The sequence below is a fragment of the Edaphobacter dinghuensis genome (assembly GCF_014640335.1).
In the GTDB taxonomy this organism is placed as follows: Bacteria; Acidobacteriota; Terriglobia; order Terriglobales; family Acidobacteriaceae; genus Edaphobacter; species Edaphobacter dinghuensis.
Genome location: NZ_BMGT01000005.1, coordinates 41,404 through 60,357, shown reverse-complemented (window position 1 = coordinate 60,357; position 18,954 = coordinate 41,404). Strand labels below are relative to the sequence as shown.

The window sequence follows — 18,954 nt, the reverse complement described above, 5'->3', positions numbered from 1 at the left end:
AAGATTTATACGAGTTGCTGCGCTGCGGCACGTGCATCTCGTATCAGGTCGGGTAAACCGACGCCGCGATATCCGTTTCCCAAGAGATATAGTCCGTTGAGATTTCGTATGTGCTCGTCGAGTTCTTTCATCCGTTCAAGATGACCGACGGCATATTGGGGAAGGCTCTTGGGCCAGCGTCGTACTACGGTTACCTGAGGCTCGGGTAAGGGGCCGAGGATGTGTGCAAGTTCGAGCCGTGCCACGGAGGATACCTCGTCGTTGCCGCAGCGGATCAACCGTTCTGCGGCGTCGGCGCCAAAGAAGGCGCGTATCAGCTTTCCATTTGGTGGTACGCGGTTAGCGAACTTCTGGTCGACAAAGGTGCAGGCCAGCAGGCGGCTTCCTGACCCTTCGGGGACGAGAAAGCCAAAGCCGGGAGGAGTGGAGAAGCCAGTTGCATCGGGGAACCCGAAGGCGACAACCACGGCGGAGCTTGCGTCCATCGCTATGAGCTGCGCGGCGCGCGTGTCGATTGATTGCATCAGCTCTCGCGCGATGTGAACGGGCGCAGCCATGAGGATGACATCGAAGTGCTCCTGAGTTGAAGACGTCTCTACCTTCCAGCCATCGTGCTCGTGTGAGAGCGCGCGGATGGTTGTTCCCAGGCGGAGCCAGTCTTTGGGAATCGTTGCGACCATTCTGTCTACAAGCGTTCCCAATCCACTTTGCAGTGTGGTGAATATCGCAGCCTGTCGGCTTTTGCTGGCGGTGCTGTTGGCCTGCATAGCTGCGATCAGACTGCCGTGTTCGCGCTCCATGGCAACGAAAGGAGCCATGACGGCGCGCACGCTCAATTGCGTTACGTCTCCGCCGAAGACACCGCGTAGCAGCGGAGCGCCGATGGTGTCGAGCACTTCGTCGCCGAAGTGCCGCCGGACAAACGCTGCGACGCTCTCATCGTGCTGCGGCGCGCTGGCCTTGAGTTCGGTTGCTCGGCTGATTTCGGCGTGAAAATCTTGTTTGGCCTCTGGGCTGAATAACTCCGACTGGTCAAGGGCGTGGAGGTTGGCGGGAACCATCATCCGCATTCCATCCGGCATCGCCTGAAGGAGGCCGTCCATCAGAACGTATGTCTTGCGCGTGGCATCGTTGGAAGAGATGATCTCATCGCCCAAGCCAAGCTGTTCTGCAAGCTCGCGAGCCCACGGCTTTTCCGTCACCCAGGCGTCGGGGCCGCATTCGATGACAAAGCCGCCTTCGCGCACTGTCTCAACAATGCCGCCAAGTCGGGGAGAGGCTTCGAAGAGCACGGCTTCTACCGCGGCTCCTTTGCTTGCCAGACACGATAGCTCGTAGGCTGCTGTTAATCCTGCTATGCCGCCACCGATGATTGCTATCCGCTTCATCCACTCTCTCCCAAATGCTCTGACTTTTATTAGCCTAGAGCATTTTCATCGAGAATTTTTGTGGGTGGGCGAAAAGCGAAATACAGGGGGCTCTCCACTTTGCCCTTCGGCTTCGGTCGAGATGACGTGATTTGGTTGAAGCAATGCTTAAACCTGCGCTGGAACGATCGCCTCATCGACCACGGCTTTATATTGACCTGTTGCGATCTGGGTTAGGGCGTTGATCAGAACATCGGAGTCGTTCAGGCTCTCGGCCCGCCACAGCTTCAGGCCAAGCTCGCGTGCCTTCTCTGTGAAGGCGATGTCGATGTCGTACAGAATTTCGACGTGGTCGCAGAGGAAGCCTATCGGTTGCATGACGACTCCGACATGCCCCTCGTCCTTGATGGACTTGAGCGTCTCTTCTACGGTTGGCCCGATCCATGGCCCGCCACTTACGCCCTGGCTCTGAAAGGCGAAGTACCAGTCTTTCTCTCCGAATCCCACAGGGGCCATGTGTTGCGCTACGAGCTCGGCGGTGCGTTTTGCCTCGACTGCGTAGGTATCCGGCGGCTCTTGCTGAGAGGCTCCATTATCCGAGGCTTCCTTAGTCATTACAGTTCGGCAGGGAACACTGTGCGCTGTAAACAGGACGGGGACGCGGCGTTTCGATTGCGCGCAGGCCAGCGCCCATACCGGCCACAGGCGTTCTGCAAATGCCTGTGCGAGAAGCGGATGTTCGGCCCAGCCAGCGACGAAATCTACCTCGAGACCATCGGCGGCGGCCAGAACTGCTTTTCGATAGAGGCCGACGCTGGTGCGGGAGTTCTGTGGAGCGAGGCAGATCGCCTTGATGTGGGTGACTCCATCGAGCCGCATCTGCGCGATCGCATCGGCGATATAGGGATGCCAATTCCGCATTCCGACGTAAACTCGAGTATTGGAATCGCCATTGCGATCGAGGGAACGCTCCAGCAGATGCGCTTGAATGAGCGTCCATTTTGTCAGTGGAGGGGCTTCGGCTCCCGGCGTTTCGCCCAGACCAATCTGGCGATAACGATGCTGCAGCTCTTCGACAACTTCCTGCGGGAGCGGTCTGCCACCGGTCACCTTGCTGAGATAGGCGGCCATCTCGCCGAGCACGTCGGGAGTGCCGTGCGCGAGCAGCAGAACGGCGCTGCGCCCTGCCTCTCCGCTCATAGCGCGCCGTACTCCTTTACCCACTCGACGACTTTGATGACATTTTCGACGGGGGTTCCGGGGACGATGCCGTGGCCGAGGTTGAAGATATGACCGGGACGTCCGGCTGCTGCGGCCAACACCTCGCGGACGCGATCTTTCAGTACATCTTTAGGAGCAAACAGAGTGATGGGATCTAGGTTTCCCTGCACACCATGGCTGTTGCCAACGGCCTTCCAGCCCTGGTCGAGCGGAATGCGCCAGTCGAGCCCGATGACGTCGGCTCCGGTCTCGGCCATGGACGGCAGCAGAGAAGCTGTGTCTACGCCGAAGTAGATGACGGGAACGCCGAGAGACTGGATTCGCCGAACAAGTTCTGTAGCGGCGGGGAGACAGTAGCGCCGATAATCGGTTACGCTCAGTGCGCCAACCCAGCTATCGAAGATCTGGATGACGTCGGCTCCGGCTTCTATTTGTTGCTGCGCAAAACCGACCAGCACCGTTACCAGCTTTTCCATCAACATGGGCCATGCGACGTTATCGCTGTACATCAATTTTTTGGTCTCGATGTAGTTTCGCGACGATCCGCCTTCGATCATGTAGCTTGCGAGAGTGAAGGGCGCGCCGCAGAATCCGATGATGCCAAGCTGGTCGCCATCCGCTCGCGGTGCGGAGAAGTGAGCGGCAACCTTTTCAATGGCTTGCGCTACGTAGCTTAGTTCGTCGATGCGATCGGTGCGGAGAGCACGTACCTGCTCGACTGTGCGCACAGGCACATGTACCACTGGGCCTTCGCCGGCGAGAAACTCGAAGTCGAGTCCCATCGGCGTAAACGGCAGCAGGAGATCGGCAAAGATAATTGCCGCATCCACGCCGAGCCGTTCAGCGGCGGTGATAGTCACCTCAGAGGCAATCTCAGGGGTTCGGCAGATATCGAGCAGCGAGTGGTGCTTGCGGACGGCCATGTATTCGGGCATGTATCGCCCTGCCTGACGCAGAAGCCAGATGGGGGTGCGGTCTACGGGCTGGCGAAGGCAGGCACGGACAAATCTGCTTCCGGTAGACTGAAGCGCTGTGGCGGATTCCAGGGACGCAGGACTCGACGCGGGACTCAAAGGGTTCTCCATTGCTACGCTCTTGAGCCTAGCACCAGCCGCTTGCCGCTTCCAGCGACGGCGATTAATTTTGACCGAAAACTGTGAGAACGCAGTGTTTAGGGTTCCAGCCGGAAGGTAAACTCTTCGATTACCGGATTGGTGAGCACCTCGCGAGCGATCCGTTCTACCTCGGCCTTCGCCGCGTTCTGGTCCAATCCATCTTCCAAGGTCAGCAGGAAATACTTACCCTGCCGCACGTCGGCAATGCCGCGATATTCCATTCGCCGCAGTGCATCCGCGACTGTCTGCCCCTGGGCATCCAGCACCGTTCGTTTCAGCGTGACATAGACATGAGCCTTCATTCTGCTTGATTATAGACAAGGTGACGCTTTCCTTCCTAAAACAGAGAGGAAACCGTTTCCTTGGCAGCTATCGCACGTTAGACGCTGCAAAATTTCGCACATGAGAAGAGATCCCAGACTTTATGCCGAACTATCTTGAGCTACCCATCGGAGAAAAAGCCCCCGAGGTAATCAACGCCGTCATCGAGATCCCCTTCGAAGGCATCAACAAATACGAGTACGACAAAAAGCTGCACGTCTTCCGGCTGGATCGCAACCTCTACTCCCCCGTTCACTATCCTGGTGATTACGGTTTTATTCCGAGCACGCTTGCGGCCGATGGCGATCCGCTGGACGTTCTGGTGCTCGTCGATACGCCCAGCTTTTCCGGCTGTATCCAGGAGGTCCGCCCCATTGGGGTGCTGGAGATGCTCGACCAGGGGGTGGCCGACGAGAAGGTCCTTTGCGTGGGTAAGAATAATCCGCGTTATCAGGACGTGTGGAACTACTCGGAGATCTACCCGCACATGCTCAAGGAGATCACGCACTTCTTTGCCATCTACAAAGATCTTGAAGGCAAGCGTGTCGAGGTGAAGGGCTGGCGCGATGCTTCGTTTGCACGCGACAAGGTGATCGAAGCGCAGCAGGCCTTTATCGATAACAAGACGAAGGGGCAGGCAGAGGTTGCTGCTAAGAAGTAGTTGAGATGCTGGAGCTTTTTTCGGCCAGCCAAAGATAAATACAGGGGTCTCTCCACTTCGCTACGCTTCGGTCGAGATGACGTGTTTCTGTGTTTTTTACAAAGACAAAATGTGATGGGCCGCGGAACTTCCAACTTCCGCGGCCCATCACATTTTGTCGGCATTGGGCCGGCACAAGGACGAACATGGAGGGTGGTGAGCGAGGCAGGGCTCGAACCTGCAACCGTCAGCTTAGAAGGCTGATGCTCTATCCATTGAGCTACTCGCCCCGATGCATCCTGATTCGATTGTAGCGGGTAGGACGATCAACAGGAAAAAACTTAGGCGAAGGAGAGATCTTTGCTACGGACCAGGCCCACGACCGCATCGAGCGCGCTGGCCCAGTTCTCTTCGGCGGATTGCGGATCGTGGCCAAGCGACTTGATGTAGAGGCTGAGGGCGAAACCTTCCTGCGGGCCGGTGAGGTCGACGAGTGCGGGGCGCAGAACGCAGTCGAGCATGGCATAGGGGTGGCTGAGCGGTGCTGCGTGTCGGGTGAGGCGGTGCAGAAGCTGCTCGTGCTGGTGAAACGAGGTGAAGATGGAGCGCTCGCGCCATAGGATGTCGATATAGCTGACGAAGCCGTGGGAGGCGTCGTTGGCCGCGTCCTCGAAGATGTCGAGGTTGAGGCGAAGGGTCTCAAGCTCGTCTGCGTCCTGCTTTGGGCGGAGCGGCCATGCATCGCATTTGGCCGTGAATACTGGAGAACGAAGAGCGTTGAGGGAGCGAAGAGCGTGCATGAGTGGGGGATACAACTCGGCTTCGGGGATATGGTCGAGGTCGTAGGGATTTTCGCGCAAGTCGATGAAACGACGGTCGCCGGTGGGGTCTGAGGGGTCAGACCAGGGAATGACGAGGACGGGATCGTCTGCGGAGGCTTCTACGGACCATTCGGCGAGCATCAATAACTATCTTAGCGGGAGTCTTAGGCTGGCAGAGAATGGTTATGCGTTGGCAAGGATGAAGCGCAGCAGCGTGTGCTCTGCCCAGTAGCCATCGTAGCCGGTGGTTGGATCGGGCTGGGCGAGGAAGGCGCAGTGGCCACCCTGAGCTGTCTCGAGGAAGGTGATGTTCGGATTCGCCACAATCTTGTCGCGGGTATCGGGCGCGATCCGAATGAAGGGATCATCGAGAGAGTTGAGGATGAGCGTGGGTACGGTGATTTGATCGATGACGCGAGCGGCGGCTACGCGATGGTAATAGTCGTCGGCGTTGGCGAAACCGGCGTAGAGAGAGATGATGTGTTCGTCAAAGTCGCGAAGTGAGCTAACGCCGGTGGCGCGATTGGGATCGAATGCGCGAGGGAAGAGCGACGCCTTGCGGCGAAAGCGGCGCAGCATGGCGCGTACGAACTTCTTTTCGTAGACGCGATTTTGCCAGAGGTGAAGAGCCGCCGAAGAGGGCGCGAGGTCGATGACCGGCGAGACGCCGATGACTGCATGAAGCTCGGGCGGCGGGTTTTTACCGAGCTCTCCTGCAAGCTTGAGCACAAGGTTGCCACCCATGGAGTACCCGATGAGCGTGATGGATTGAAGATGGTGCAGCTCGACGAAGAAGCGCATGACCGCGTCGACATCGCCCGAGAGCCCGGAGTGGTAGAGCGTCGGCGCCAGCGCTTCGGTGCCGCCGCAATTACGCATGTTCATACGGACGACGTTGCAGCCGGCATGCCAGAGCTTATTGGCGTTGCCGATCACATACTGCGAATTGGATGAGCCTTCGAGGCCATGCACGATGATGGCGGTTGGCCGCGTGGCACGGACATCTTCAGGCTGCCAGTGGCAGTGGCAGAGCACCTGGCTCGAGATCTGGTAGTCCGTGGCGGGAGAGACCTCGACGAGCTGAGCCTCGGGTGCAGGAAGGCTGTTGGCGCGAGGAAGATAGTTGCCGAAGATGGTCTGCAGGTGGCCGTTGCGCAGGTAGCGTCGTGGCTGAAAATCGGCTGTTAGAACGGTATCGGTTGCGAACGTTGTTGTTGACATCAATGCTTGTCCTCGAGGGCCATGGTGCGATCGAGGAAAGCTTTGGCGTTGAGCGCGCCGGTGGGTTCGTCCTCGTGCTTGAAGTAGGCGTAGACATCGCGCTGTTCTGCGAGTGCGGTGAAACGTTTGGCGAAGGAATCGAGTTCCGCAGAAGAATAAGCTCCGCTGCGGCGCAGACGGAAGCAGGTGAATGCGGCCGCGGTATGCACCTCGGGGGTAATAAGATCGTCGCTTTCGGCGATGCAGAGCGCGGCCTCATGCTGCCGTAAAACCCTGTAAATCTCTTCGCTGAACCAGGATTCGTGGCGAAACTCAAACGCAATGCGGGGTGCGTTCCTGGCTGCTTGCAGGGTAGGGGTTGAGAGAAATGTTGTGAGCAGGCCGGCATCGGCTTTAAAGTTAGGAGGAAGTTGAAAGAGCAGAAGACCCAGCTTGCCGACTTGGCGGACCGGTTCGAGCGCGGCAAGAAATTGAACTACGTCGGCATCGCAATCGCGAAGTCTCCTGAAATGGGTGATGCGCTGCGGCGCTTTGAAGCTGAAGCGGAAGTGCGATGGCGTGGAGGCAAGCCAGCCTTCCAGAATTTTTTCAGTGGGCAGAGCGCGGAAGGTGTAATTGACCTCGACAGAGGTAAGTTGCGAGGCGTAGAACTCGAGAAACTTCTTTGTGGGAGTTTTAGGAGGGTAGAACTCGGGTTTCCAGGTCGGATAAGCCCAGCCGGAGGTCCCGGCGTAGATTCGAGTTGAGGCTTGTGCGGAGACCACGTCGGACCGAGAGCTCGAAGGTATCTATAACTGGACTTCGATGAGGGGAAAGATTTTGGGGCGGCTAGTGGGGTTCGAACCCACGACATCCGCTGCCACAGAGCGGCGTTCTGCCACTGAACTATAGCCGCCGTATACTGAGAATTATAGCACCGCGACCGTGGGAGTGCGATGGAATTTACAGCAAAGCCCGAGGTTCTGCCGCCACGCCTGAAACGCGGTGGAAAATTATTCGATGACGAAAATCTGGATATGCTGTCGCATATTCTGGATGATTTCCTGAAGATTCCCGGCACCTCAATCCGTTTCGGTCTCGATGGCATCGTTGGCGTGATCCCGGGAATCGGCGATGTGATTGGCGGAATTGCTTCGTGCATCATCATCGTTGCCGCCTGGATGCGCGGTGTTTCGTATGTGACGCTGGCGCGCATGGTGGCCAATGTAGGGATCGAAGTTGTGGTGGGATCGGTGCCGGTTGTGGGCGATATGTTCGACATTGCCTGGCGCGCGAACCGGCGCAACTATGCTCTGCTGGCCGGCAGCCTGGCGCAGCCGAGAAAACATACGATCCAGAGCTGGGTATTTCTGATTGTGCTATGTGTTGTGTTGGCAGGGTTGGTTCTGTTGCCGATGCTGCTGGTTGCATGGATGGCAGAACACGTTTTGCGAACGATTGGCATGGATATGCATCGACTCTTTGCTATGTAGCGTTGAGCCGACGCATGGATGCGATAGACTAAAGGCAGTCGGGGCGTAGCGCAGTCTGGTAGCGCATCTGCTTTGGGAGCAGAGGGTCGGGGGTTCGAATCCCTCCGCCCCGACCAAAATCAACTGATTGAATCGATGCAGCTTAAGCCATATCCGTTTTAGAATCAGCAGGTTCCGAATTTCCATAACTTCCATGAATTCTCTGGAATCTCTGCCGTGGAACCAATTCTACCCAAAAACTGCACCACCTGCACCACCCGAATTTCTCCCAAAACCGGCGATTCAGGGCCTCCACCTGACGCCGTTTTTGAAGAGCGATGATCCGCCAATCCACGTGGTACTCGCTTCCATCGGCTCACCTCGATTCATCGATTTCTATGCATCTGGAGGGATGACCGCTCATGCCCTCACGAGCACCTGGCAACCATAGTGAAATCGCTGCTCTGATCGCGAATCGACTACACGGCAACCTGCGCCAATATCGAGGCCCTGCTCGCCTTGATTCGTCTGGTGAACGGCTCGCGATCTTCATCATCGAGACCCCATGGCATCCCTCCCATGCATCGATCAGTCGAGCCCGGTTTTTCCGTTGGCCCAATAGGCTTTACGCTCAGCCTAGAGAAGAGCATCCTGTGTGCACGCAGGAGCTTCCGGAGAGTCTGAATAGACTGTGCTCCTCCGGTCAGAATCCACTGAGGCAGGCCAAGACTTGTTGCTGTGCTCGCGAGGAGTTTCTCGACCTCATGACAATAGGAGGCTCGGCTCCGCGACTGGGAGCGCGAGGAATTCTCGGATCGAATCATGATTCTGATCGCAGAATCGTATTCGGCTCGACATACGCGGCCTGTCGTGCAGGGAAGGAATTCGCCAATGCACAAACAAGCAGCATCCCGAGGCATGCGGGAATCAAGAACCAGAGCTGAATGGGGGCCAACCCCACTACACTGAGGAGGACTCTCTGTATAAAGAGGGTCAATAAGACGCCGATGCCGACTCCGGTAGTCACCGCTCGAACCTCTGAAAAGAGAACAAGGCGAAAGATTTCCCAGCGGGCAGCACCCAGGGCGACGCGAAGCCCGAACTCGCGCATGCGCAGGCCGGCGGCAAACAACGTGGTGCTGTAAAGGCCCATTGCCGCCAGAAACAAGGCGCTTGCCGAGAACGCGCCAGCCAGGATCGCGAGCCAGCGGTCGCGACTGCGTAGGTCTTCACTCAGGATCTCGTCAAGTTTGCGCGGATCCGAGACAGGTTGCGCGCGGTTGACGCCAGCTATGACGTGGCGAGCCGTTTCGAGAATCGCGTCGGAGTCCTCTGTGGTGCGTAGTTGAGCAGCCAGACGGTATGGGCTGGCGAAGAGCGATTCTGGCAGGTAGATCGTCTCCCGGGCGGGCGCGCCAGGCATCCACGCATCACGTACATCCCCCGCGATCCCGATAATGCGGACCATCTGCGATGCATGCGGGGGCCGCACGAAATTCTCGTATCCAGCTGCGAGAGGCGGTAATCGCAGTGTCCTTCTCAGGGGATTTTGTTCACCGAACAAACGGCGTGCGAATGTCTTGTTGACGATGGCGACAGGTTCGGCAGAGTCCAGGTCCGTTTGGAGGAAAGGTCTCCCTGAAAGAACAGGAATATGCAGCAGTGACAGGTAGTGGGCATCGACAAATTCGAAGTCTGCGCGCGGCATTTTGACATCCATGTCACCGCCATACTGCTCCTCCGGCATGCCATACTCCATCCGCATTCCACCGCCCGTGGGCATCGCTTCACTGACACTGGCATCCAGCACTCCGGGAATACGTCGAAGTGCTTCTCCGAGCTGGGCCTGGTATTGGACCCGCGACGCCCAGCTTTCATTCTTGGCAAAGGACAGCGGCAGGCGAAGCGAATACACATGGTGGGGATCGTAGCCCATGTTCATTCGGTAAAGAGACACAAAGGACCGAATCGATGTTTCTGCGACCGCAAGCAAAACCAAGGTAAGCGCTACCTGGAACGCGATGAGGATGCGTTGGGAGTGCCGATGACCGGACGCCCCGGAGATCGGCTGTGGAGCCAGCAGCGGTGTGTCACTATTTCTCGACGCATAAAGACCCGGTATTAGGCCGAAGAGTATCCCCGTTGCTACTGAAATCACCGTGCTGAATGAAACTACCCACACATTGATCGTAAGCACCGCTTCCGCAGGGAAGAAGCTTTTGGCAATCGCGGTTTGCAACACGGCAACACCCGCACAGGCAAGGCCGACGCCGAGAGCTCCTCCGCTGCACGCAATCAAGACTGATTCGACAAGTACCTGTCCCAAAATGCGGCGCTGGGATGCTCCCAGTGCATGGCGCATTTGGAACTCGTGACCCCGCGCGCTTGTCCGGCTGAGCAGCAATATCGAGACGTTGGCGCATGCGATCAAAAGGAGGACGCACACCAGAGCAAAAAGCAAGACCATTCGCCTTTGTGTGCCGTCTCCACTCCGTTGACCGTAGGGTATTGCAACCAGGCGGGTTTCCGAAGGAAGTGCCACCCCTTCATTCGCGAGAACAAAATGGCGCACCAGGCTCAGCATTTGGGACGCCATCGCACTTGAGGAGACGCCAGACCTGGCCCGCAAGTAGAGCGGATGTCCCTCGTCCGGATTGTTATCCGCAGGGAGTGGAATGAAAGCCGCCGACTCTTCCCATGCGAACCTCGGCGGCATGACGCCAACAACCACAAATTGCCGGTGGTCGAAATCGATGGTTCGGCCCAGTATTCTCGCATCGCATTGAAAATGCGATCGGCATAAACGATAGCCAAGCACGACGAAAGGCTGGTTTCGATCTGCCGGAGTCAGCGTCCGGCCAAACAGAGGAGCCACTCCAAGAAAATCGAACGCGTTGCCCGACATCCGCGCAACATGAATATCTTCCGGGTAACCGGAGATCGTGGTAATCGGATCGGCAAAGTCCGTCAGCATGGCGTCGGCGACGGTGCTCGCGTGTCGAACCGCGTGGAAGTCAGTCCCATTGACGGCCATAAATCCGCGGATTCCTTGTTTCCCGGCGAACCCCATCTGCACGATGTGATTCGCATCCCTGTAGGGATAGGGCGCCACAACCGCTGCATAGAAAACACTAAAGACAAGCGATGTAGCGCTGATACCAAGCGCCATCGTCAGGATCGTAGCGATGGCAAAAGACGGAGATTTGATCAGCTTCCGAACTGCGAAGCGAAGGTCCCTGACAAAATTCTCCAAAACCGGAAATGTCTTCTGCGCATGGTACTGTTCCCGAACTACCTGCATGGGTCCTATCGCCAGCGTCGCCTGACGGCGAGCTTCCGTTTTATCCATGCCTGCACGGATGTATTCTTCTGTCAGCAATGTGTGATGCTCTTCTAATTCCTCCCACAGCCTTGCCTGGTCGTTGCCTTTGGCGAGATTCATCAGGCGGATGAGAAATGGTCGCAGGACTCTCATTGCAAATCCTCGGCTTTCACGCGGAAGAATCGTTCGACGATGGCTGCGGCCTGTTCCCACTCCCGCGTCTCGGCATGCAACAATTTTTGGCCGCTCCGGGTAAGGCGGTAAAAGCGGGCGCGACGGTTGTTCTCCGATGGCCCCCATTGCGAGGCAATGGCCCCCTCTTGTTCCAGGCGGATCAGAACCGGATACAACGTTCCCTGGTTCAACGAGAGCAACTCTCCGCTGATCTGCGCGATGCGCCGCGCAATGCCATAGCCATGCAGCGGGCCTAGAACATCGAGGGTTTTCAGAACCATGAGTGCAAGCGTACCGGGAAGCACGTCCTTCTTTTTCATCGGCGCTCCTTCATTGCTTTACCCACAGGAAGAATGCCACACTTCCATTGGGAAGACAACAGGAGCAGCCGGTTTTGTGTTCGAAGCGAATGGATCCAATGAGAGGAAGACACGGCGGCAACCGCCCCAAGAGACAGAATGTGCCGGTTAATGCCTTCGTGCACTGCATGCCTGAATGGAACCTTGAAGAGGTGTTACGTCGAATGGTAGGCTCGTATTATCGGTATCCGATAATACTATGACCAAGCCTAATGATCTACTGCAAGGAACGCTCAATCTGTTGATCCTTAAGATCCTGGAACTTGAGCCGATGCATGGCTGGGCGCTCGCGCAAAGGCTCAAGCAGATGTCGAACGAGATTCTCCAAGTCGGCCCCGGCTCTCTATATCCGGCTCTTCACAAGCTGGAGCAGGAGGGCTGGATCACCGCGGATTGGTCCATGAGCGAAACACAGCGGCGTGTGAAGTTCTACACGCTGACGAAAGAAGGCCGCAAGCAATTGAACCGGCAGACAGCGAACTGGAAGCGCCTCTCGCTGGCTGTTAATTCCATTGTTCTTCCCGCAGAGGGGTAGGTGCCTATGAGAGCTCTCCGAAAATTGCAGCTGCGATTCCGTTCTCTGCTCCATCGAGCCAAAGTGGAAGAGGATCTTGAAGACGAGTTACGAGATTATTTCGATCGTGAGGCGGAGAGACAGATCGAGTTGGGAATCCCGCCGGAACAAGCTAGGCAGCAAGCTGCTCAGGAGTTGCGAACAAAGGAACTCATAAGAGAGCAATGTCGCGACGCTCGCGGAATCGTATTGGTCGAGAATTTCGTTCGCGACCTGCGTTATGGCCTGCGGGTCTTGATCAAAAGCCCGTCATTCTTTGTGACTGCAGTCCTGACGATTGCACTCGGCATCGCAACATCGACAACACTCTTCAGTGTGGTGGAGTCACAGCTCTGGCGGCCGCTGCCCTTCCCCGAACCGCAGAAGCTCGTGGTTGTCTGGGAGAGAAATCTCAAGCAGGAATGGCAACAGACATCGGTATCCACCGCGAATTTCGCCGACTGGAGACAGAGAGCGCAGACGTTCCAAAGGATGGCTGCGATGCAGTGGCCTTCCAGGCGCCGCTTCCTGGCAGATCACCAGACGGAACGGGTGCTCGTGTCTGCCGTCTCATCCGGCTTCTTCGAGACCCTGGGCGTCCTGCCGGAAGCGGGCACGACATTCCAGCCCAGGAATGAAGAACCCGGCAACCAGGCAGAAGCCATACTGACTTTCGCGTTCGCCCGGCGTGTCTTTGGATCGGAACAAAACGCGCTCGGCAAGAGTCTCCGGCTGGATGACCGGGAATACACGGTTACGGGCATTCTGCCGTCGACCTTCCGCCTCGACATCCTGCGCACGCCTGATGTGTTTGTTCCTTTGATAGTCAGCGGTGAGCTGCCACGCGACAAACGCGATCTGGCCGTGTTTGGGCGCTTACGTTCCGGGACCACCCGGGCTGCGGCCTTGGCCGATCTGGAATCCATCGCTCACGTTCTCGCTCGCGAATATCCGGATTCCGATGCCAATTTTGGTGTCCTCGTAGAAGATCCAATCCACGCATTTACCGCGGACGCCACTCGCACATGGCTTCTCCTGTCGCTGGTCTTTGCCTTTTTCGTGCTGCTCATCGCGTGCTTCAATGTTGCAACGCTGCAACTGATGCGCTCGGCCGTCCGCAGCCGGGAATTCGCGGTGCGGGAGGCGCTTGGGGCGAATCGCGCTGCGATGCTTCGACAGGCGATCGCTGAGAGCGCGTGGTTAGTGACGATCGGCAGCGTCGTCGGCATGATTCTGGCACTGTCGGCCCTGCAGGGGCTGAAAGCCCTCGGCTTCATGCATATGGTCCAGCGCGAGACCGACTTGTCGATGAGCCTGTGGTCGATTGGTTTTGTGATGCTGACTGCGGCACTTGCGGCGCTCTTCTTCGGGCTGGCACCCGTACTCTTTGGACCTCGATCGGACCTCGAGGCGCTGCTGCGTGGCTCCGGACGGTCGGCATCGAGCAGTCCGAAACTGAGACGCCGCCTCGCGGCCCTCTCCGTAACGCAAATAGCCCTCGCGTTTCTCTCGCTTTTCGGCACCGGGCTGTTTGCCGGCAGTTATAGGCACCTCGAACAGGTCACACTGGGGTTCGATCCCAAGGGCATTGCCGCAATGCAGATCTCGCTCAGCGGACCCCACTATACGAATGCCCCACCAGTCACAGCCTTCTACCATCGAGCGCTTGATCAGGTCTCCGGGGTGCCAGGGGTCCAACAGGCTGCACTGGCCAGCGGCCTTCCTCTGTCGGGTGGGATTGAAGTGAACTACGCCCGCGCAGATCACCCGCGGCCACCGCATGGCCAGGAACCCTTTGCTTTCACCCGCAACGTAACTCCTGGCTATTTTCAACTCCTTGGCATCCCGATCCTGAAAGGTCGCGCATTGAATGAAGGCGATCTGGCCTCCGGCCTGCGGGTCGCTATGATCAATCAAAATTTGGCCAGACATTTATTTGCGGGTGAAAATCCGATTGGGAAACAATTGTTGCTGCTGGCCGGAGATGAGCCGTCGATACCCGAGGGACGAGTGGAGATTGTCGGGATTGCAGGCAACGTTAGAGATATTGGCCTGAACGAGGTCCCATTTGACGATCTCTACTTGCCTGTCTCGCAGGGAGTTCCGCGCGCGATGTATCTCGTTGTCAAAACGCACGCTTTCAACGCAGTTGCTCCGGTCATGAGGCAGAAAATGCAGGCCCTCGATCCGGAACAATTTGTCGCTGAACTGCGCCCACTTGCTTCCGTTGTGCGGGAGCAGTTGCGTGGATCGCGATTGAATCTGTCGATGGTTTCGGTGTTCGCCGGATTGAGCCTGCTCCTCACAGCCGTTGCTTTGTTTGGGACGCTCTCTTTTGCCGTAGTTCAGCAGACGCGTGATATCGGCGTGCGAATCGCGGTAGGAGCGCAGCGAATGGATGTTGTGAAACTCGTGTCCCGGCAAACATCTAGTCTCGTTGCCCTTGGTTCCATTATCGGATTCGCAATCGCTTTCATTGCGGGCGGACTCCTGGGAGACAAGCTATTTATGGTGCCGCATCAGCATGATGGGGTTCTCTACGGCGTGAGCACCCGTGACCCGCTCAGCTTTGCCTTCGCCGCAGCGACGCTGGTGCTGTGTGCGGGCGCCGCTACTCTTTTGCCGGCAATACGGGCGATGCGGATCGACCCCAACCTCGCATTGAGAGGCGAATAGCATCCTAGCCTGCAATAGATTGCTTCTCGCCTAATGTCACTGTCATCTTCGACACCGGTACACAGGGTGAGGCCAATGCACTATGTCAGCCATAGCGCAAAGCTTTTACAGGACCGACGGCTGTGGCCCTGCGGGCGGGAATCAGGCAGGCTAACGACCAACAACATTGCGGCTTCAGCCAGGCAGGCTGAATGATGCCGCGAAGACGGCGGTTCCATGCACGCAGGCGCTTCACACGAGCTCCTTGTCCGGCGACAGAAACCGCGCCAGAATCTTTGTCGCCTGTTCCCAGCTTTGCGTCTCTTTCTGGAGTTTTCGTTCCACTCGCGATCAATCTGTAGAACTTCGCCCTGCGGTTGTTTTCCGAGAATCCCCACTCGGATTCGATCGAACCTTCCTGCTCGAGCTTGAGCAGGACTGGATAGACGTGCCGTAATTGAGGGGAAATGCGTCTCCGCTGATCTGCTCGATCCGGCGCGCAAGCCCGTATCCGTGCTGCAGCCCCATCAGATCAAGCGTCTTCAATACCATCAGGGCCATCGTTCCCAGCCTGACTGACGGCTTTTCTCCCATCGCTCACTCCTGCATAGCACAAGAGGGCACTTGCCTATTGGAGTGCAATAAGAGCTTAACTACTATATTTGACATACTTGTTTCAATAAAGTATTGTTCCGCTCCATGAAGAAGAAAACCGAATATCGCGATCTTTTCCCTGGAGCTATCGAACTGATGATTCTCAAAAGCCTGAGTTGGAGGCCGATGCACGGCTATGCATTAGCGCAACGGCTGAAGGATATTTCCGAGGATTATCTGCAGATAGAAGAGGGCTCTTTGTACCCGGCGCTGCAGCGGATGCTGAAGACCGGTTGGCTCGAAACAGAGATGGGCCTTTCGGCGAGGAACCGGCCGGTCCGGATCTTCAAAGTGACTGAAGCAGGACAGAAACATCTCGAGCAGGAGCTTGCGAGCGTCGAGAAGATGTTTGCCGGAGTCACTCGGGTGCTCGCGCTGGCGGGACAGTAGGAGGCTTTATGGGCTGGCTTCGACAGTTGTTCTCTCGTCGCCGTCGCTACGACGAGCTTTCCGAGACGATCCGCGAACACCTCGATGAAAAGATTGAGGATCTCATGGACCGTGGCCTGACACGGGATGAAGCGGAACGAGCCGCGCGTCTTGAGTTCGGGAATGTGGCGGTGATCGAGCAGCGCAGCCGCGAGGTGTGGCTGTGGGCGAGGGTTGACGCGCTCTGGGGTGACCTGAAATATGCGATGCGCCAATTAATCAAGCATCCCGGATTCTCGACAACAGCGGTCATCACATTAGCCCTTGGGATCGGGGCGAATGTTGTCGTCTTCGGCGTCCTGAATGCGCTTATCCTCAGGCCTCTGAATGTTTCAGATCCGCAGGAACTGGTGAACGTTGTGCATCAGCAGCACAATTCCCACTACCAGTCTTATCCCGACTATGTGGACTATCGCGACCGCAACAACACATTCAGCGGCATGGCGGCATACGACACGACCAGTGCGGCAATCACTGCGGGCAATACGACGACGAAAAACTTCGGCTACTTTGTCTCCGGCAACTATTTCGATCTGCTCGGCGTGCAGCCCGAGCTTGGAAGATTCCTACACGCGAGTGACGAGCATGGCATCAACTCCGCTCCCTACGTGGTTCTCAGTCATGAATTCTGGCAGCGGCGTTTTAACGGTGATCCCGGCATCGTCGGCAAGACGATCGATGTCAATAAGCATCCCTTGACCGTGATCGGCATCGCTCAGCCCGATTTTCATGGCACGGAGCTGCTCTACTGGCCCGACTTCTGGATCCCCATTACGAGTGCGCCCGGGATCGGAATGAATACCAACTACCTCGTGAACCGGGCATCCCATAATCCCTGGATTCTCGGGCGGTTGAAGCCAGGAGTCACGCGTCAACAGGCAACGGATGATTTAACCGTCATCTCGCGTCGTCTGGCCGAGCAATACCCCACCTCAGATTATGGAATAACAGCCAGACTGGTGAAACCCGGATTGATGGGCGATTCCTGGGGAGATCCCATCCGCGGATTTCTCAAAGGCATCATGCTGCTGGCAGGACTGGTACTTCTGGCGGCGTGCGCTAACCTGGGCAGCATTTTTACTGCGCGCGCGACGGACCGCGGACGCGAACTGGCGATCCGTTTGGCCGTTGGTTCCAGCCACTGGAGCATTTTGCGGGGTCTTCTGCTGGAAGCGGTGCTCATCTCGCTTTTCGGAGGTCTGGCAGGAGCAATCTTTGCCAGTCAGTTGTTGCGTGGGCTGAGTCGATGGCAGCCCTTTCAGGACATGCCGTTCCATGTGTTGGTTCATCCCGATACAACGGTCTACATGGCCGCGTTTCTGCTTTCTCTCGCGAGCGGCGTTTTGTTTGGATTGTTACCAGCGCGGATGATCTGGCGAACCGATGCCGCCCAGGCCATGAAGGGCGGCATGACGGCGACACCCATATTTCGCCGGCTTGCCCTTCGCGACCTTCTGCTTGGCATTCAGATCGTTCTTTGTACTCTGCTGGTCACGGCTTCCTTTGTAGCGCTGCGCGGCATGGTGCGGTCTCTGCATGCTCCATTCGGCTTCCAGCCGCAAGGAGTGATGCTGGCCGAGACCGACCTGACGATGGCCGGGTACCCTCCGGATCAATTCCTGCCGATGCAAAAACGCATGTTGGAGACGGTGGCTCAATTGCCCGGTGTGTCAGCCGTAGGAATGATCGACCGGACGATCCTCGGAAAGAGTTGTTGCGGGGGTGAGGGGATTTTTCGAGCCGGCACAACAGATTTTCGCAAGGAGGCCTTCGACGCTCACAACTTCGCCATCTCCCCGGGTTATCTCGACGCCGCTGGAACTCGCTTGCTTGCCGGCCGAGCTATCAACTGGAGCGACAACGCCAATTCTCCTCAGGTAGCAGTGGTCAACGCAACCTTCGCCCATATGCTGTTTGGAAACGCGCCCGCCGTGGGACAGCACTTTCTTCTCTTTCGAGGAACTCAGCCGAAGGAAGTCATCGGTGTCGTCGAAGACGGCAAATATCAGTCGCTGACCGAAGACCCGCAGCCAGCGGTCTTTTTTCCCTTCACACAGGAAATCAACAATAACGGCACCGTGCTCGTGGTGCGTTCACCACTTGCCTCGAGCGAAATCAGCAATGCTCTCTATCACGCGCTCGACGCTATTGATCCGAACCTTCCACTCACATTGCATAGCTGGCCGGATGCACTCGATCTCGCTTTGTTTCCAGCGAAGGCAGCCACCGGTGCACTCGGGATCATGGGATTGTTGGCTGCCATGCTCGCACTTACTGGCATCTTTGGCATGGCTTCATACAGTGTCTCAAAACGTATGAAAGAGCTTGGCATCCGGGTCGCCCTGGGCGCAAATCATGTAGATTTGCTCGGGCCGGCGCTCGGGCGCCCCTTCATCCTTCTCCTTTCAGGGTCCGTCTCGGGCCTGCTCATCGGAATTCTTGCGAGCCATCTTCTCGCCCAGGTCGTGTACGAGGCGACTCCGCACGATCCATGGGTGCTTGGAGGCGTGTTCGTGACCATGGCTCTGCTCGGCGTGCTGGCAACAGGACTACCTGCCAGGCGAGCGCTCAGAATCGACCCGGCACGCCTGCTCAGAGAGGAATAACAGAGAAGACATGCCCATACCTTCGTTTTAGGAACTGGAGTATCA

General features: G+C 57.2%; 16 protein-coding genes and 3 tRNA genes. 7 read left to right on the top strand and 12 right to left on the bottom strand.

Going from position 1 to position 18,954, the window contains the following annotated elements; genetic code table 11:
* Positions 1-5 precede the first annotated feature (5 nt).
* The 4 genes from hemG to purS all read right to left on the bottom strand — a co-directional run bounded on the left by hemG (position 6) and on the right by purS (position 4,005).
* Positions 6-1,388 (bottom strand): protoporphyrinogen oxidase, encoded by a 1,383-nt coding sequence (gene hemG / locus IEW09_RS18405; protein ID WP_188555728.1) that lies wholly within the window; start codon positions 1,386-1,388, stop codon positions 6-8.
* Positions 1,389-1,535: 147 nt separating this feature from the next.
* Positions 1,536-2,567 carry a ferrochelatase gene (hemH, locus tag IEW09_RS18400; protein WP_188555727.1) on the bottom strand — a complete coding sequence of 344 codons (1,032 nt, stop codon included), beginning with the start codon at positions 2,565-2,567 and terminating at the stop codon, positions 1,536-1,538.
* Positions 2,564-3,673 carry a uroporphyrinogen decarboxylase gene (gene hemE, locus IEW09_RS18395; protein WP_188555726.1) on the bottom strand — a complete coding sequence of 370 codons (1,110 nt, stop codon included), beginning with the start codon at positions 3,671-3,673 and terminating at the stop codon, positions 2,564-2,566. Before hemE ends, hemH begins: the two co-directional genes overlap by 4 nt.
* 86 nt (positions 3,674-3,759) lie before the next feature.
* Positions 3,760-4,005 carry a phosphoribosylformylglycinamidine synthase subunit PurS gene (purS, locus tag IEW09_RS18390; RefSeq protein ID WP_188555725.1) on the bottom strand — a complete coding sequence of 82 codons (246 nt, stop codon included), beginning with the start codon at positions 4,003-4,005 and terminating at the stop codon, positions 3,760-3,762.
* 122 nt (positions 4,006-4,127) lie between these two features.
* Here purS and IEW09_RS18385 point away from each other — a divergent pair, with 122 nt between their 5' ends.
* Positions 4,128-4,685: an inorganic diphosphatase gene (locus tag IEW09_RS18385; protein WP_188555724.1), complete on the top strand. Its 558-nt coding sequence runs from the start codon at positions 4,128-4,130 to the stop codon at positions 4,683-4,685.
* A gap of 193 nt (positions 4,686-4,878) precedes the next feature.
* On the opposite strand, the gene IEW09_RS18380 is transcribed toward IEW09_RS18385, so the two are convergent.
* The 5 genes from IEW09_RS18380 to IEW09_RS18360 all read right to left on the bottom strand — a co-directional run bounded on the left by IEW09_RS18380 (position 4,879) and on the right by IEW09_RS18360 (position 7,601).
* A tRNA-Arg gene (locus tag IEW09_RS18380) sits at positions 4,879-4,954 on the bottom strand.
* A 51-nt stretch (positions 4,955-5,005) separates the two neighbouring features.
* Positions 5,006-5,626, bottom strand: a complete 621-nt coding sequence (locus tag IEW09_RS18375; RefSeq protein WP_188555723.1) for a hypothetical protein — start codon at positions 5,624-5,626, stop codon at positions 5,006-5,008.
* Positions 5,627-5,668: 42 nt separating this feature from the next.
* On the bottom strand, positions 5,669-6,706 hold the full coding sequence (locus IEW09_RS18370) for a YheT family hydrolase (protein ID WP_188555722.1): 1,038 nt from the start codon (positions 6,704-6,706) through the stop codon (positions 5,669-5,671).
* On the bottom strand, positions 6,706-7,470 hold the full coding sequence (locus tag IEW09_RS18365; protein ID WP_188555721.1) for a DUF72 domain-containing protein: 765 nt from the start codon (positions 7,468-7,470) through the stop codon (positions 6,706-6,708). The genes IEW09_RS18370 and IEW09_RS18365 overlap by 1 nt, the downstream gene beginning before the upstream one ends.
* 56 nt (positions 7,471-7,526) lie before the next feature.
* A tRNA-His gene (locus IEW09_RS18360) sits at positions 7,527-7,601 on the bottom strand.
* A gap of 40 nt (positions 7,602-7,641) precedes the next feature.
* On the opposite strand from IEW09_RS18360, the gene IEW09_RS18355 reads away from it, so the two are divergent.
* Both IEW09_RS18355 and IEW09_RS18350 read left to right on the top strand, forming a co-directional pair.
* Positions 7,642-8,178, top strand: coding sequence for a DUF4112 domain-containing protein (locus IEW09_RS18355; RefSeq protein WP_188555720.1), 537 nt, complete (start codon positions 7,642-7,644; stop codon positions 8,176-8,178).
* Positions 8,179-8,217: 39 nt separating this feature from the next.
* Positions 8,218-8,294, top strand: a tRNA-Pro gene (locus IEW09_RS18350).
* Between the two features lie 683 nt (positions 8,295-8,977).
* On the opposite strand, the gene IEW09_RS18345 is transcribed toward IEW09_RS18350, so the two are convergent.
* Both IEW09_RS18345 and IEW09_RS18340 read right to left on the bottom strand, forming a co-directional pair.
* Positions 8,978-11,599, bottom strand: a complete 2,622-nt coding sequence (locus tag IEW09_RS18345; protein WP_188555719.1) for an ABC transporter permease — start codon at positions 11,597-11,599, stop codon at positions 8,978-8,980.
* 29 nt (positions 11,600-11,628) lie between these two features.
* The gene (locus IEW09_RS18340) at positions 11,629-11,973 is read right to left on the bottom strand and encodes a PadR family transcriptional regulator (protein WP_188555718.1); all 345 of its coding nucleotides are present in this window, start codon (positions 11,971-11,973) and stop codon (positions 11,629-11,631) included.
* Between the two features lie 238 nt (positions 11,974-12,211).
* Here IEW09_RS18340 and IEW09_RS18335 point away from each other — a divergent pair, with 238 nt between their 5' ends.
* Together IEW09_RS18335 and IEW09_RS18330 are read left to right on the top strand one after the other, a co-directional pair.
* Positions 12,212-12,547, top strand: coding sequence for a PadR family transcriptional regulator (locus IEW09_RS18335; protein ID WP_188555717.1), 336 nt, complete (start codon positions 12,212-12,214; stop codon positions 12,545-12,547).
* Between the two features lie 6 nt (positions 12,548-12,553).
* Positions 12,554-15,241 carry an ABC transporter permease gene (locus IEW09_RS18330; RefSeq protein WP_188555716.1) on the top strand — a complete coding sequence of 896 codons (2,688 nt, stop codon included), beginning with the start codon at positions 12,554-12,556 and terminating at the stop codon, positions 15,239-15,241.
* Positions 15,242-15,326: 85 nt separating this feature from the next.
* Here the strand turns inward: IEW09_RS18330 and IEW09_RS18945 are convergent, their stop codons facing one another.
* Positions 15,327-15,629 carry a hypothetical protein gene (locus IEW09_RS18945; RefSeq protein ID WP_505661221.1) on the bottom strand — a complete coding sequence of 101 codons (303 nt, stop codon included), beginning with the start codon at positions 15,627-15,629 and terminating at the stop codon, positions 15,327-15,329.
* Positions 15,630-15,919: 290 nt separating this feature from the next.
* Here IEW09_RS18945 and IEW09_RS18315 point away from each other — a divergent pair, with 290 nt between their 5' ends.
* The gene (locus IEW09_RS18315; protein WP_188555714.1) at positions 15,920-16,264 is read left to right on the top strand and encodes a PadR family transcriptional regulator; all 345 of its coding nucleotides are present in this window, start codon (positions 15,920-15,922) and stop codon (positions 16,262-16,264) included.
* A gap of 8 nt (positions 16,265-16,272) precedes the next feature.
* Positions 16,273-18,909, top strand: a complete 2,637-nt coding sequence (locus tag IEW09_RS18310; RefSeq protein ID WP_188555713.1) for an ABC transporter permease — start codon at positions 16,273-16,275, stop codon at positions 18,907-18,909.
* The last annotated feature ends 45 nt before the right edge of the window (positions 18,910-18,954 follow it).